18 protein-coding genes are annotated in these 14158 nt (G+C 32.5%); 9 read left to right on the forward strand and 9 right to left on the reverse strand.

What is annotated here, in order from left to right:
* Window positions 1-170 precede the first annotated feature (170 nt).
* A complete protein-coding gene (locus R1F52_03135; protein ID WOV93638.1) occupies window positions 171-749 on the forward strand; it encodes a hypothetical protein in 579 nt (192 codons plus the stop codon).
* Here the strand turns inward: R1F52_03135 and R1F52_03140 are convergent.
* Entirely contained in the window at window positions 746-1891 is a 1146-nt protein-coding gene (locus tag R1F52_03140; GenBank protein WOV93639.1) for an alanine--glyoxylate aminotransferase family protein, read from the reverse strand. The genes R1F52_03135 and R1F52_03140 overlap by 4 nt on opposite strands.
* Before the next feature lie 125 nt (window positions 1892-2016).
* Here R1F52_03140 and R1F52_03145 point away from each other — a divergent pair, with 125 nt between their 5' ends.
* The 4 genes from R1F52_03145 to R1F52_03160 all read left to right on the forward strand — a co-directional run bounded on the left by R1F52_03145 (window position 2017) and on the right by R1F52_03160 (window position 4362).
* On the forward strand, window positions 2017-2145 hold the full coding sequence (locus tag R1F52_03145) for a hypothetical protein (GenBank protein ID WOV93640.1): 129 nt from the start codon (window positions 2017-2019) through the stop codon (window positions 2143-2145).
* A 28-nt stretch (window positions 2146-2173) separates the two neighbouring features.
* Window positions 2174-2467 carry a hypothetical protein gene (locus tag R1F52_03150; protein WOV93641.1) on the forward strand — a complete coding sequence of 98 codons (294 nt, stop codon included), beginning with the start codon at window positions 2174-2176 and terminating at the stop codon, window positions 2465-2467.
* A gap of 314 nt (window positions 2468-2781) precedes the next feature.
* On the forward strand, window positions 2782-3246 hold the full coding sequence (locus tag R1F52_03155; GenBank protein ID WOV93642.1) for a hypothetical protein: 465 nt from the start codon (window positions 2782-2784) through the stop codon (window positions 3244-3246).
* 81 nt (window positions 3247-3327) lie between these two features.
* Entirely contained in the window at window positions 3328-4362 is a 1035-nt protein-coding gene (locus R1F52_03160; GenBank protein WOV93643.1) for a tyrosine--tRNA ligase, read from the forward strand.
* Here R1F52_03160 and cobJ read toward each other — a convergent pair.
* From cobJ to hsp20, 4 genes are all read right to left on the reverse strand, one after another.
* A complete protein-coding gene (gene cobJ, locus R1F52_03165; protein ID WOV93644.1) occupies window positions 4359-5132 on the reverse strand; it encodes a precorrin-3B C(17)-methyltransferase in 774 nt (257 codons plus the stop codon). The genes R1F52_03160 and cobJ overlap by 4 nt on opposite strands.
* A 189-nt stretch (window positions 5133-5321) precedes the next feature.
* Window positions 5322-5558 (reverse strand): hypothetical protein, encoded by a 237-nt coding sequence (locus R1F52_03170; protein ID WOV93645.1) that lies wholly within the window; start codon window positions 5556-5558, stop codon window positions 5322-5324.
* Window positions 5559-6128: 570 nt separating this feature from the next.
* The gene (locus R1F52_03175) at window positions 6129-7901 is read right to left on the reverse strand and encodes an ATP-binding protein (protein ID WOV93646.1); all 1773 of its coding nucleotides are present in this window, start codon (window positions 7899-7901) and stop codon (window positions 6129-6131) included.
* A gap of 671 nt (window positions 7902-8572) precedes the next feature.
* Window positions 8573-9091 carry an archaeal heat shock protein Hsp20 gene (gene hsp20 / locus R1F52_03180; GenBank protein WOV93647.1) on the reverse strand — a complete coding sequence of 173 codons (519 nt, stop codon included), beginning with the start codon at window positions 9089-9091 and terminating at the stop codon, window positions 8573-8575.
* 86 nt (window positions 9092-9177) lie between these two features.
* Between hsp20 and R1F52_03185 the strand changes: the two genes are divergently transcribed.
* A complete protein-coding gene (locus R1F52_03185) occupies window positions 9178-9813 on the forward strand; it encodes an ACT domain-containing protein (protein WOV93648.1) in 636 nt (211 codons plus the stop codon).
* Here the strand turns inward: R1F52_03185 and R1F52_03190 are convergent, their stop codons facing one another.
* The 3 genes from R1F52_03190 to R1F52_03200 form a co-directional block, all read right to left on the reverse strand.
* Window positions 9814-10125: a hypothetical protein gene (locus tag R1F52_03190; protein ID WOV93649.1), complete on the reverse strand. Its 312-nt coding sequence runs from the start codon at window positions 10123-10125 to the stop codon at window positions 9814-9816.
* A gap of 26 nt (window positions 10126-10151) precedes the next feature.
* On the reverse strand, window positions 10152-11246 hold the full coding sequence (locus R1F52_03195) for a CFI-box-CTERM domain-containing protein (GenBank protein ID WOV93650.1): 1095 nt from the start codon (window positions 11244-11246) through the stop codon (window positions 10152-10154).
* A 66-nt stretch (window positions 11247-11312) separates the two neighbouring features.
* Window positions 11313-11738, reverse strand: coding sequence for a peptidylprolyl isomerase (locus R1F52_03200; protein ID WOV93651.1), 426 nt, complete (start codon window positions 11736-11738; stop codon window positions 11313-11315).
* A gap of 80 nt (window positions 11739-11818) precedes the next feature.
* On the opposite strand from R1F52_03200, the gene R1F52_03205 reads away from it, so the two are divergent.
* Complete coding sequence (locus R1F52_03205; protein ID WOV93652.1) at window positions 11819-12310, forward strand: hypothetical protein; 492 nt, start codon at window positions 11819-11821, stop codon at window positions 12308-12310.
* Window positions 12311-12313: 3 nt separating this feature from the next.
* Complete coding sequence (gene cbiE, locus R1F52_03210) at window positions 12314-13015, forward strand: precorrin-6y C5,15-methyltransferase (decarboxylating) subunit CbiE (protein ID WOV93653.1); 702 nt, start codon at window positions 12314-12316, stop codon at window positions 13013-13015.
* Here cbiE and R1F52_03215 read toward each other — a convergent pair.
* On the reverse strand, window positions 13012-13554 hold the full coding sequence (locus tag R1F52_03215) for a stage II sporulation protein M (GenBank protein ID WOV93654.1): 543 nt from the start codon (window positions 13552-13554) through the stop codon (window positions 13012-13014). The two genes, cbiE and R1F52_03215, sit on opposite strands and share 4 nt — an antisense overlap.
* A gap of 53 nt (window positions 13555-13607) precedes the next feature.
* On the opposite strand from R1F52_03215, the gene R1F52_03220 reads away from it, so the two are divergent.
* Window positions 13608-14144: a hypothetical protein gene (locus R1F52_03220; protein WOV93655.1), complete on the forward strand. Its 537-nt coding sequence runs from the start codon at window positions 13608-13610 to the stop codon at window positions 14142-14144.
* Window positions 14145-14158: the final 14 nt, after the last annotated feature.

The raw sequence follows: 14158 nt of genomic DNA on the forward strand, positions 1-14158 counted from the left end.
ATTTAGACAAACATATTAGATAAATTAATTTAGCATATCACATATGACGGGTATTGAAGAATGGGGAATGAAATTAAATGAAGAAGTGTATAAGAAATGGATTAAACATCCTAGGTTGAAAGCAGGTTTTAAGATTTTTTATACCAAACTTAGAAAAGAATCCTCCAATTATGATAATATCATTAAATCCAGGTGGAAAAAAAGATAGTTTTGAGGAAGACCGTAAACGATTCGAAAAAAAATGTTTTGAAATTAAAGATGAGAATTTTTATCTTGAAAATAAGAACAGACCTTTTGCAAAAGCAATTATAAAACTTTTTGAGAATCACGAAGGTTTATTGAAAAAATCTGTTGCTATCCCAATTTTGTTTTTTAGAAGTAAAAGTATGGAGCAATGGAAAAATGATTTCTTCGGATCAGCTCCAGAGGAACGTTGTAAAATTGAATTTTTCTGTTATGAGAAAACAATTGAGATTATAAAGATGGTAAAACCAAAAGCCTTGTTAATAATAGGCTTTAATACTTATGAAGCATTAATTTCTAACGAATTACTTTTACCATTAACAATAGAAAAGATCAAATTTAGTATGTATGGAAAAAGTAAACAAAGGATATGGATTAGAATGAAGCAGGATAATATTCCTATTCTTTGTATAAGACACTTAACTGGATCACATATTAAAAAAGAAGACAAACAAGAAACTAAAAAAGAATTTAATGACTTTTGTAAAAAATATTCAATAAACTAAAAATCTGCTAATTTTGATTCGGCAATCTTTAGTGCTTCCTCAGAATTCACATTATAACCCATCATGTTTAGTGTAGAGGCAATAGCAGAGATTGTACGCATTATATGATATCTTTGCACTTCTCCCATACAGCCAACTCTAAACACCTTACCCTTCAAATCACCAAATCCACCTGCAACTAGTACACGAAATTTTTGTGCTAGTGTATTACGGAATTTGCCATCTTCAAGACCGTCTAGATAATTCAAGGCTACAATGGATATGGAACAATCCTCTTTCTTTGCAAATGGATCAAGACCAAGAGCAGTTAGACTATCATAGAGAGCTTCAGAACAAATTGAGTGTCTTCTGAATCTGGCCTCTAGTCCTTCCTCTAAGACTATTCGTAATGCTTCTCTATACGCATATAGTAATGGAAGAGCTGGAGTGAAGGGGGTTTGTTTTGATTCTTCATAATAGGCAAAGTATCTTGCCAAATTAAAGTAGAAAGTTGGTGGTGGATTATCAATCATGTATTTTTTGGCTTTAGGACTAATTGATATTGGAGATATGCCTGGTGGTGCAGCAAGAGCTTTCTGTGATCCTGTCATACATACATCAATGTTCCACTTGTCTACGGGAAGTTTTGCTCCGCCCAATAATGATACTGAATCGACAACATAGAATGAATCATTTCGTGAGGTAAGGTCTGATATGCAATCTAAATAATTCACCATTGTTCCAGTAGATGTTTCGTTGTGAACAACATAGAATGCTTTTACATCTTTATTGTTATCAAATGCTTCACGTATCTGATCAAGTGTAGCGTTTTGACCAAATGGAGTAGTAAGTCTTACTACATTTGCTCCCTGCCATTCTATTAGAGTAGCAAGTCTATTACTAAATTCTCCATTAACTGGAATGATAATTTTATCGCCTTTTTTAACTATATTTACAACTCCTGCCTCGACTGCTCCGGTTCCAGAACAAGATAAAGCTATTATGTCATTTTGTGTTTCAAATATTTTTTGAGTATTCGCTATTATTTCTTGATATAATTCAACAAAATCTGGGCTTCTATGATTAATTACATGAGTAAACATGGCACGAGTTACTCTCTCTGGTACATTTGTTGGTCCGGGGAGCATGGCTAGGTATTCCAAATAATCACAAGAATCGCTATTTTACATTGTTATAAAAATTAATGTTTTTGAAATATTAGTAATGAGATATAGTATCTATTGTTAATGTAAGCGATGCTTATATACAAATTTTTATTATTTGAATTATGAAAATTAAGTTTGATGTGGATGGAAGACCACCAAGAAAATCAAATTGGGGTAAGAAAGATGCAGATTTAATAGTAAAACTTAGAAAAGCAGCATTTACAGCTGAGAAAAGATGCAGGTATAGATGAAGGGTATGATAAACCGGTAAAAATAAAATTGACAGTATATGCCACAAATATTGTAGACATTGGGTATAAACAAAGTGGAGATGATGATCCTGACAAATTCGTAGGAGATTTAGATAGTTTAATTTCTGGTGTGTGTGAATATTTACAACCGGCACCAGAGAACCCTGAGATTACGATTGATCCTATGCTTAAGAAAGGAGATGAAATTTCTCACAATAGAGCATTGATTATTAAAAATGACTCTCAAATTATTGAAATTACAGCAAAAAAAGTGGAACGTGATATTACGAAATATCATGTTGAAATTGTTAGTTGTGATTAGATTTTGTGTTGAGTTCTATTCTTTTTTAATAATAGCTAATCATAATGAGATAAATTTCTTATGTGTATTGATAGATGAAATTATGTACTAATATTAAGCGCCAATAAGGGTAAACTCGATGTGTTTGTTAACAAAGTTTGAACTTATCAATCGTGAGTAGTCTGTTGGAGGACAAATGATCCTTGATGATTAAATACGTGTGTGATAAACTATCTATCAATATACTCACTATCGTTGTTATGAACGATGGTTAAAAATTAGTATGATTATCAGATATATTAAATATTTATGAGTAATATTACACAATCTAAATTATGAGAATTGAATTTGATGTGGATGGAAAACCTCCAAGTAAGTCTGGTTGGGATAATAAAGAGGGTCTAACAAAAAAATTTAGAGAAAAAGCTCTTGCAGCTAGAAATAAAGCAGGCATAAGTAAAGGAGATGAGCATCGTGTTAAGATAGATTTAACGGTGTATACTTCAAATATTTCAGATAGAGAACTTGTCAAAGGAGATGATCCAAGTAAATATTCAGGAGATCTAGATGGTTTTATTTCAGGTATCTGTGATTATTTAGGACCAGCAGAAAAAAATGTGACAGAGGATAATGTTCACATTGAGCTAAAGAAACAAGATGAAATCAATTACAAAATACCTTTGATTATCCATGATGATGCACAAATTGTAGAGATCTACGCACAAAAAAAGAAGGATGAAAAGAAACGGTATCATGTTGAAATTGTTTTCTTAGATGAGAATCTAAAAGAATTGGATTAGAGTCTATTTTACATATTATATTATCATGTATGAGACAGGTTAGCCAATTAGTTTTATACTGTATATAGTAAAAAATCATAGATGGATATAACAGAAAAGATCAGACTAATCGAAGCAGAACCTACCGAGGAAGTAATAACTCGTGAGGATCTACAGGCATTGTTAGAGACAAATTCAAGTCCCAAGCACTATATCGGTCTAGAAATTTCAGGATTTCTACACCTAGGCAGCCTACTAAGTACCGGTTTTAAAATTAGAGATTTCATAAATGCAGGAATTAATTGTACCGTATTTCTTGCAGATTGGCACACTATCATTAATGATAAAATGGGAAGTAGTAATGAGAAGATCAAAATAGTTTCAAAATATTATGCAGACGCATTCAACCTAGTATGCCCAGGTGTGAATATAGTTTATGGCTCTGATCTGTATGATGACAATCCACAATATTGGAGAGAGTTTGTAAAATTAACAAAGCGTATGACACTGGCGCGAACAATGAGGACGCTTACCATAATGGGTAGAAATGAGGAACAAGAAAAAGTTGATTTAGCAAAATTACTATATCCTCCAATGCAGGCTATGGATATTCATACACTTGATTTGGATATCATGCACGCAGGAATGGACCAGAGAAAAATTCATGTACTGGTAAGAGAGTTATTTCCTAAAATGGGATGGAAAGTGCCAATTGCTATACATCATAAATTATTACCAGGATTAACAGAGCCTGTTGCAGATGGCAAAGTAGGAAAGATGAGTAAAAGTAGTATTGCCTCTAGCATTAGTGTACATGACACCGATGAAGAGATTACATCCAAGATTAAAAAAGCATGGTGTCCAGAGGGTCAAGTTGAAAATAACCCACTTTTAGCACTTGCAAAACTCATGTTTAGAGAGTTTCCAGAAATGAATCTAGAGAGACCAGAGAAATTTGGAGGCAATGCAACATTCTCACAATATCAGACTATGGAGGATGATTTTAAAGAAAAACGCCTACACCCTGTAGACCTAAAACAACTAGTGACTCGATACATGACAAAGATGGTAAAGCCGATACGTGAAAAATTAACACTAAGTGATAAAGTGTATCAGGCGATACACGAGAATGACTAATCTTTAGATATGTTATACTTTGAGGTATAGCCTCGTGGATTGATCATTAAATCCTTGTAGGTGTATGTAGAAGAATTACCAATTATCACTGTACTAATCATTCCCAATTCTTCATAATGATTCAATAAATCACCGAGGGTAGTTAGTACAACACTTTGAGATTCTCTGTATGCACCTTTAATTATTGCAACAGGTGTTTTTGGACCACGATATTTTAGGACAATCTCCCTTGTATCTTTTAGTTGGTGTATGCGTTTTTTACTTGATGGATTATAAATGACTAGTACAAAATCACCCTTTGCAGCTGCCTCGACTCGTTTTGTAATGACTTCCCACGGTACAAGTAGATCACTCATGCTCAATACTGCAAAGTCTGACATGAGTGGTGATCCAACTATGGATGAACAAGAGTTTAGAGCAGATATACCTGGCACAACTTCAACGTAAAGTCCAGTTGCCGGATCCCATTTTTCATCTGCTAATACTTCATAGATTAAGCCGGCCATACCATAAATTCCAGGATCACCACTTGAGACTAGTGATACTATCTTGCCAGATTTTGCAAGATCAATACATTGATGAGCTCTGTCTACTTCTTGTGTCATTGCATAACGATACACGTCTTTTCCATCAATGAGATTTTCTACTAATTGAACATACGTCTCATAACCAATAATGACATTGCTTTCTTGTATTACCTGTTTTGCATGAAATGTCATATGATTGTTACTTCCAGGGCCTACGCCCACGATGTAGAGTTTGCCTGCCATTGATTTCTAGATTATTCTTTGATAATTATTCTTATTGAAATGATTTGTTCGTGTTTGTTGTGTAGAGATAGAATGAAAAGAAGTTAGAATGGGTTGTTTTTAGAAATTTCTTCAATCTTTAAAATAATTGTGTAGAGGTATTTCCAAAATCTTTGTAGGCATTATTAGTAAATGTTACAATTCAAATCATTATAATTTGTACTTTGTTTTCATTTGTTTTAAAGTCTTGAATTTACCTTGTTTTATTTTGGAAATTGATTTTTTTATATCTAAAATATCTTTTCTAGTAAGTAGTTCGTGATCTTCCTCTGCTTGAGATTTTAAAATTCTATTTATCATTGCTTCAAAAGATTCTTGTTTATAATTTTTAATTCGCTCCCACTCTTTCTTTGATTTTTTAGATACTGCAATACTTGTTTGTTTCATAATTATACATGTAAATATAATATTTAATTATATGTGTTTTTTACACTGTTCAAAACCCAGATGATTTCAACATACTGTTCAATTATAATGCTAAAATTTAGATTGTCATAACCATTTTCCCAATTGTAACACCTGAATTAAATACTAATCTGAAAACACCCAAGTTTTGAAGTGTACCAATTCATCATTACAAGTGATCATAAATTGTTGATCAGTTAAAGAGAGCTGAACTAGAATTATAAAAAATGAGTTTTTCGTTATGAGAAAATCTGAAAATTATGCAGTATTATTTTCAGCTGGGTAGAAATTAAAAGCATTTAATAAACAATATGTAAATGGTTAAAATTTTTCTTGCAGGTTTTGTGTCTCAGTTAGTTTCTATTCCCATGATGTAGATTTGTTTGCCATTACAAAACTTACAAGTAATATACTTAACATTTTACCCTGTGAATTTGAGAGAGATGCTGCATCATTTTAAATTGTCTTTACAAAAGATAGAAAGTTCAATTAATTATTATCACTAATTGTATAATAATTATCTAGAGATAAAATTTACCAAATTACCTTGGTTTAATTTTTTTTTGTTTCTGAACGTTTTCCTAAATATTTTTCAATGGCTTCAACAAATTTTAGTATGGGTTCTTGATTTTTTTTGTGTATACATTTAATTCCCAATTCTATAGATACGTCAGTAATAATTTTTTTCACAGAATTTTTAACTTCATTATTCCATGGTTTACCCTGATCTTTGAAAGTATTTCTCATCCTAACCGACCATTTTTCCCTATTATTTTTGAATGTAGATCGTGATATATCAACACCCATTTTTGAAATTTCATTTTTATAGCTACTTGGTGATATTAAATCTTCCAATTCAGAGTCTGAATAACCACTTAAAGTTGCGAATGACACATCCTTTATAAAAATGGATTTTTTTTCTTTTGCAACTTCAAATGCTTCCCGACCCTCCTTGTCATAATCTAAAAAACTATAAACATCACAAAGTAGAAGTTTCCACTTAGAAGATTCAGAGGCTAAATTATTAACGCCTCCCAAGTTAGAAAAAATAATTATTCCATTAAATATTGCATCTTTGATATCTGATGAAAGTTCAGTGGCCCATCTTTCCAATTTTTTTGAATCAGCGGCTCCTTCAGTAAGAATAACCAAGCTCGCACTTGTAAGATTATCAGCAATTTGTACTCCAAGTACTTTCCTAATTTGAGATATGTTTTCTGCGGCAGTAACTTGAGATTTATCTACTATTAGATTCCTAGCTAAATTGGTTCTATTAACCAATAGTGGAGAATGAGTTGAAATAATTACTTGGTTTTTAGATGAAATATCTTCAAGTACTATTCTTAGTTTATGAATAGCTTCAGGGTGTAAGTGTGATTCTGGTTCTTCTATGGCCAAAACTATTTTTTTTTCCCTTGCATTTTTTTGTGTAACATGTTGAATAATTGAAATTGCTAGTAGACTTTTTATTCCGTCTCCTTTTAGTTTTAATTCGGTGTCAGTACCATCATCTATGTTTAGAGTCGTAGATGAACTGGCGATTCTTTTTAATTCTTCTCCGGAATTCAAATGAATTTCTTTTACATCTGGAAGAAATTCTGATACACTTTTTGTTAAACTTTTAGATATATCATCTAAAACTGGTTTTTGCATGAGTTCAATTTCTTTCATCAAATCGTTATATTTTTTTTCGCGTTCTAGAAGAGATAACTCATCAGAAATCATTTTTTCAACGATTTGAATTGTTTTATCAGAATCCCTTATTGCCTCAATATACGTTAATTCAATATTTTCTATAATAAAGGTGAATGTTTCCTCTTTGTTTTTTATTTTTTTTGGTGAGGCAGAATCTTCTATCACCACTGATAACGGCAAATGAAAATGCCCGATGGAAATTTTAATTCTTAAATCACCTTTAAGTTTGTTTTTGGTTTTTCTTTGGTATTTTACCTTTTCTTCATCAGATAAAGATAATGTTAATTCAAATTTGGTTTGTCCTTCTCTTTTTTTATCATTATTTTGAAGTTTAAGTGGAAAATCTCTTTCATAATTATAAATATAATCTTGTTCCCTACAATCTAGAATTTTTGTCCTTCGACCTAATGATTGTCGGTATTTTAATCGTAATGGGAATTTAATCGTATGAGGAAAGCGATGTGAACGGAGGCTTTCATATTTAATGATATTAAGAGCAACTACTAAACCTCTTAGAATATTTGATTTACCTTGATTGTTGGGACCAATTAGAATACTATAATTGTGTAAAGGCAATTCTGCTTTAGTAATGGAGCGATAGTTTTTTATTAAAAGTGAGTTGATTAACATTTGTCATAATTTGTAGACATATTAAACATTATAATTCTATCTTACATTGCTCTGTTCAAACTTAGGTCTTTTCAAGTGATATTAAATTCGGAACATATGCACACGGATAAGAGTCATAATAATTTAATTTCATGACCCTAATTGAACAGTGTAGTATTTTTTACACTGTTTAATCTTAGAGTGTTTCCAGACTAGTGTTTAATTTGGTATTATAAATTGGAAAAACAATCATGACAATCCAAATTCTAACATCTTAATTGAACATGCTTGTAGAATTATCTAAATTATATATTGTGACTACAAATATTTATAGTAATTATACATTGTAACATTCAATGAGTAAACTATCAAGACCTAAAATTTTATTGTCAGTTATAATTATCATAATATTTCTAGCAGTAATTATCTCTATTAGTGGCCCCTGTGATTTTGGATACGTTATCACAGGAGATTATTGTGAATCAGTCCTAGTAGTTTTACACTGTGCAATCTTCGGGTGTCCTTAGGTTCTGCAACTCGGTGGATGCCAGATATATCGTAAAACTACTCCAATAATCGTACCATATTATGGAATGATTATTCTCCAGAATGATTCTGATTGTAGATAATAATTCAAAATCAATTCTAGATTTTATAAAAAATATAATTAATTAAAAAAAAGAGGAAGAGATCTATTCGATCTCGATTGGTTTGCCTCTAGACCTTTCTTCGTCGGCAAGTTTTAAAGTCAATTCAAGAATTCCATTCTTGTAGTTGGCTTTAGAAGTATTTGGTTGTACTTTGTAGTTTAATGGAACGTCCACATGATACTTTCTAATGGCTTTGGCCGCATCAATATGTACCATGTTTCGTTCAACATTTACCTTGATGTCACTTTTTTCCACACCTGGCATCTCTGCAATCAATTTTACTTCTTTGGTTTTTTCGTCTTTTAGTATATCCACGATCGGTTCCTTGATATCAGATAGCTGTTGTGGTTTTGCCGGTGACAGTTCTGGTTCTACATTGCCATACGTCTTAACGGTCTGTTTTCCGTTTTGGTCTATATGCATTACATAGCCCCAGCATACTGGAGCGTTTGTAGGTTCGGTGAGTTGTGGTGAGTCATCAAAGAGATCATTCTGCCCAAAGATGGACTGAAAGGACTCGTTGAGTAATTCTTCCACATCATCAAATAATGTCCGTGTCATTACATAATGTAATGTATATTACATTATTTATAGGTTTAGTAGTAATATGACATAAGGTTATATTATTGACACTCATGTAAATGTGTATGTCTGTTACAGAGGCAGTTAAAGAGATTATCGTTAGAGATAAATCCATTCATGACTGTATGAAAATGAATATCATCAATTATACAGCCTTGGCATTAAGGATGTTATCCGGTGTTGAACAAGAGGTAGGGTATAAAGTGAATCTGAATACTGTAGTAGTTGCAATTAAGAGATATGCAGACTCGTTTAAAGAGGAAACTACAGTATACCCAGACTCTGATTTTAAAAATGTAAAACTGGTAATGACAGGTAGTATTATGGATGTGATATTACCACCAGAATTTGGAGAGGATACTAGATGGGTGAAAAATCATTTTGCAAATAACGTAAACTATGAATTTTTCAAACTTGATGATACGTTTCGTATGTTGATAGATGACATGGATGATATACGTAGTTTTATTGATAATATGTCAAAAGAAAGAGTTTATCATGCAGGTTTAGCCAAGATCAAAATTCATGTTGCAAATAATGAAAATAAATCACAAATCATATCACATGTAATAGAGATATTACATCGTAGTAATATAGAAATTAATAATGTATTTTTTGGTCAAGATGGAATTACTCTAGTATTAAATGAACTAATTGCATCTAAAGCGTATGAAATACTTCGAACAAAAATTATGAAATAATTATACGCCCAAAGTTTCAGGTTTGGATATCTCCAAGAATACTTTATCGCCAACAGACAAGTTCAAAGATTTGTATTCATGCATGTCAAGTTTAAGTGAAGTTTGATTTGAATTGGATCCACCACTTATCATCTTGTTCAGACCTTTCATCATATCATCCATATTTGAAAAACCCATAACACCAGTCCCAAATGGAGATGGGGGGAANTCTGTATTTTCATTCATGTCTTTTTTAAGTGATAGAGAGGCAATCACGTATGGTGCCCCATCAGGTGCAGCATCAATTCGTACAACAACAAACTCTTTTTTCAATAAAATTATGCTACAATAAAGCTATTTTATTGTATCTTAGATGTGTGTTTTAGGTTTAATTTAACACCAAATATGTTTCTGATTTTATAAGCAAGAAGAATTGGGGCAATTATGTATAATGTTAGATTCAATATTATAATACCAATACCATACGTCAACATCTCAATTTCTGAATCGATATTTAATTGATCAAGTAGTAAAAGGGAAGAAAATAACGGTGTTAGAGTTGAACGAATCATTAATTGAAGAGCAGGATTGTCACGTTCAGCATCAGCAAGAATTGGAGAGAAGGAATAATAGATTTGATTGAAATTAGTCATGAATATGGATCCAGACTCAGTTTTCAATACTATATCATCACGAAACTCTCGTAGTTGTTGAATCTCTGGTGAAAGTTCAGTGTTGAATGCAGCTGTTGCTACAAGACAGCCACCCTCTTGACTATTATCTTGTAATGACTTGTCATTAATATCATCAGGTGTAGATGTAATTTGTTTGGAATCAGATACTGTAAAAGTTTCAAGCGCTCTTTCAAATACAGATTGTTTTTCAGATGTTCTATTTCCATCTATTAGATAAACAAGTTGATAAATTTCATCAGTACCAACGATTGTAGCTTGTATCGTGTTAGTATGGTAGGAATTCCCACAATTGAGAAAGATTCCATACTGATGAAAAGACAAGTGTACGTTTCCATCCACTACTATCTCCTCCTCAGATATAACATCCAAAAAGCCACTAGTGATATCTTCATTAATGATTGCTTTGAAATTATCAAGATATTCGTCTGCCGTAATATTACTCAGTGAAACTGTTTTGAATTGAAGAACCGTTGGATTTCCATTAATCAGTGGGCCTACAGTAACAAAATCAGGGGTATTTTCGTCCACGGGATCTAAACTTTGTCCAGCCCAAGTTGTAGGTACAGCAAAAGATACACCAAATTTCTCATTGGTATATTGAGTATAATCAGAGTTTGACTCTGGTATTGTAGTTATAGTGATTCTTTTAGGTTCATCCAAATCTAGAGAATTTTGTATCTGTGCTCTAGTAGTAATACTTGCAGATAATATTGTGGCCTGTTTAGGATCATTTGGGACGTCACGAGAATTACGTTCCAAGTTGATAATCTTTTCTACAACATCAAAACTTTCCTGTGTAATAATTCTTCCAAATACAGTATATTGTTAATCTAAAAATGTTGAATCAGAATGAATTATGAAAAATTGAGAACCTGCACTATTTGGATCAGTTGATCTTGCCATAGAAACAATACCTTTTAGGTGAGATATGGAATTGAATTCAGCATCAATGCTAAAACCGGGATTGCCTTGACCCCAGATAGATTGATCAGATTGTTTTGTATTCGGATCTCCGCCTTGAATCATAAATCCAGGAATAACTCTATGAAAAATGATACCATCATAAAATCCTGATTCCACTAGTTTGTAAAAACTATCTACTGTATTCGGTGCATCTTTTGGGAATAGTTCCATAACAATATCTCCGTGCTGTGTAGTAATTATTACAATTTTGTCGTCCTCAGAGCCCAAGGCAGCTCCTGTACTGAATAGTAACATGCTAAATAATATGGGTAATAGATATGAATTCACTATTTTCCGTTTCACGTTGATAAATAAAAGCCATTGTAGAGATTCGTTAGTTTTTAATGCCTATTGGTGTGATTTAGTGTGTGGAAGAAGACGAAATAATACGCTCTCATGTATTGTCTGTATGGCGTGAATCAAGAAAAACATTCTCAATTGGTGGTAAAGAGGGGATGTTGATTTTAACTGACAGACATGTCTCATTTGTTCGTAAGACAAAAGCGAAGATAAAATGGTGGCAGGCAGCATCAAAGAGACAAGTTATGAATTTATTGAGAGGGCATGACATAATGGGTGCACAAGATGGATATGGAGAGAAGGAATTGCTAGTAGATTTAGAAAATAAAAAAAATGTAGAGATTTCATTTAATAATATTTTAAAAATTAACTGGGAGGAGAAAACATGGGGTTCTGTATTAAATTTAGATTATTTAGATAATGATAAAACTGAAAAATATCGCTTTACAGTAGCACAAGATTGGGTAAAATATCCTATAAAAAATCCTACAAAATTTCTTAAAGTAAATTGGACACCATTTGTAGAATCAATAAATAATGCACGCAGTATAAAGGAGTAGAGATTGGGTAAAGTTTTTGCAGTTGGTGTAGGACCGGGATCTCCACTACTAATTACTGAGGAGGCAAAAAAAATAATTCTTGATGCAGATTATATAATAGGATATCAGTATACATTAAATACAATTCAGCATTTGTTAGATGGAAAACAAGTAATAGTAATAACTATGAAAAATCAAGAATCAGCTTATACAAAAATGGCCACTAATTTAGGGGAGAAGAGTTTGGTGGTGCCATTCACAGGAGATTCAAATTTTTCCGAGTCTGAGGTAGTAGACAGATTGATAGAGATTTTCGGCAACGTCACCATAATACCAGGTATTAGTGCCATACAAGTGGCCGCCTCACGCTCAAGGGTCCCAATAGACAAGGCACGAATCCTCACTATGCATGTGACCGGTTCCATCGAGTATCAAAAAAGAGAGATGGTAAAGGCACTATCTGATGAGATTAGTGTTATTATCATACCAAGACCTTGGCCTAATAAACCTGAAAACCATTTCATGCAATCCGAGATTGCTCACTATTTAGCAGATCAGGGTTTTGATACTGCTAGTTTACAGACATTCGTTTATGAAAATCTAACCACTGATATCGAGACAGAATTTGTCGGTGTTGTAAAAGATTTAGAAGGAAAAGAGTTTTCTGATTTATCAATCATGGTTATAAATAAATCAAAATCCAAATCATATTTAGAATTTGACTAAATAATATCAGATGGACTTAGGTTTCCGTTTTGTAATTCTTGTATAAGAAAATATTCTACATAGCCGCCTATTAATAAAAGAGCTGCGACTAGACTAATTTCTATTACAAAAGGTTTAATGTATGAGGTTAGTGGTTGTTTTTTTATTATTGCATATATAGAGTGAAAGCTGCTTGACGTTGCAATTGCATATGCAGTTATTTCTAAAAAACCAAATGGAGTTAGGAAAATAGATAGTGGTGGAATCATTGCAATCTCTGGGTTTAGCAGACCCAAGGATGCAAATGCAAATCCAGTAGACCACGCAGATATTATTCCCACTACAATACCGGCTGCGGGAATAAACATCAAGAATGTTATTGTAAGATTGTGAAGAAATATGTCAATGGCACCTATATCTAATATTAATTTATCAAGCTCATCTGCAAGTATTTGAGCCTCCTCTAAAGTAGGCTCAGAGATTGTCCCTAAAAAAAAAGTCGATGCAAAAACACCTACAAAAATAAAAAATGTTAGGGCTCTGAACTGCATATTTGTCATTGTATAGTCTGGGTTTACTTCAAATTTAATTAAAACTATTAAAATTCATAAACATGGCAACTGATGTATCACAATCTATAGTTTATGCTCTACGCAGAGGGCTGCAGATCCAGCCAGAGGCAGTAGATGTATTGAAACAAGTCGATACCAATGAATTGGACCGGGTGATAAAGGCTGCTGTAAATCAGAGTATAGAGCAGAACAGTAACATAATAACTAAAACAGGATTAGAGTTGCTATTAGGAATACAAGAGGATCCAACATTAGAGAATGAACATGAAATAATTTTAGACCCAACACCACACATTACCTCAGCGGAGGGAATAGATGGGTTCTCTAAATTATTTACAAGTAGATTTCAAAAACTTCAATCAATAATTTCTGAAAGACCTGATGCAAAAAAAATTAAAAATATTAATTCGTTTGATGTAGGTGAGTTGAAAGAAGCTACTGTTGTGTGTGGTCTAGTAGATGAATGTGTAGGTGATGAAAGAATGAAATTAGTAATTGAAGATTTTACAGGCTCCATTGAGATTAGCGTGTTTAAAAGTGATGTACGAGATGTAGCAAAAAAATTAGTTAGAGATTAGTTTGTAATGGTTCG

Source organism: Nitrosopumilaceae archaeon AB1(1), assembly GCA_033471095.1.
GTDB lineage: Archaea > Thermoproteota > Nitrososphaeria > Nitrososphaerales > Nitrosopumilaceae > Nitrosoabyssus > Nitrosoabyssus spongiisocia.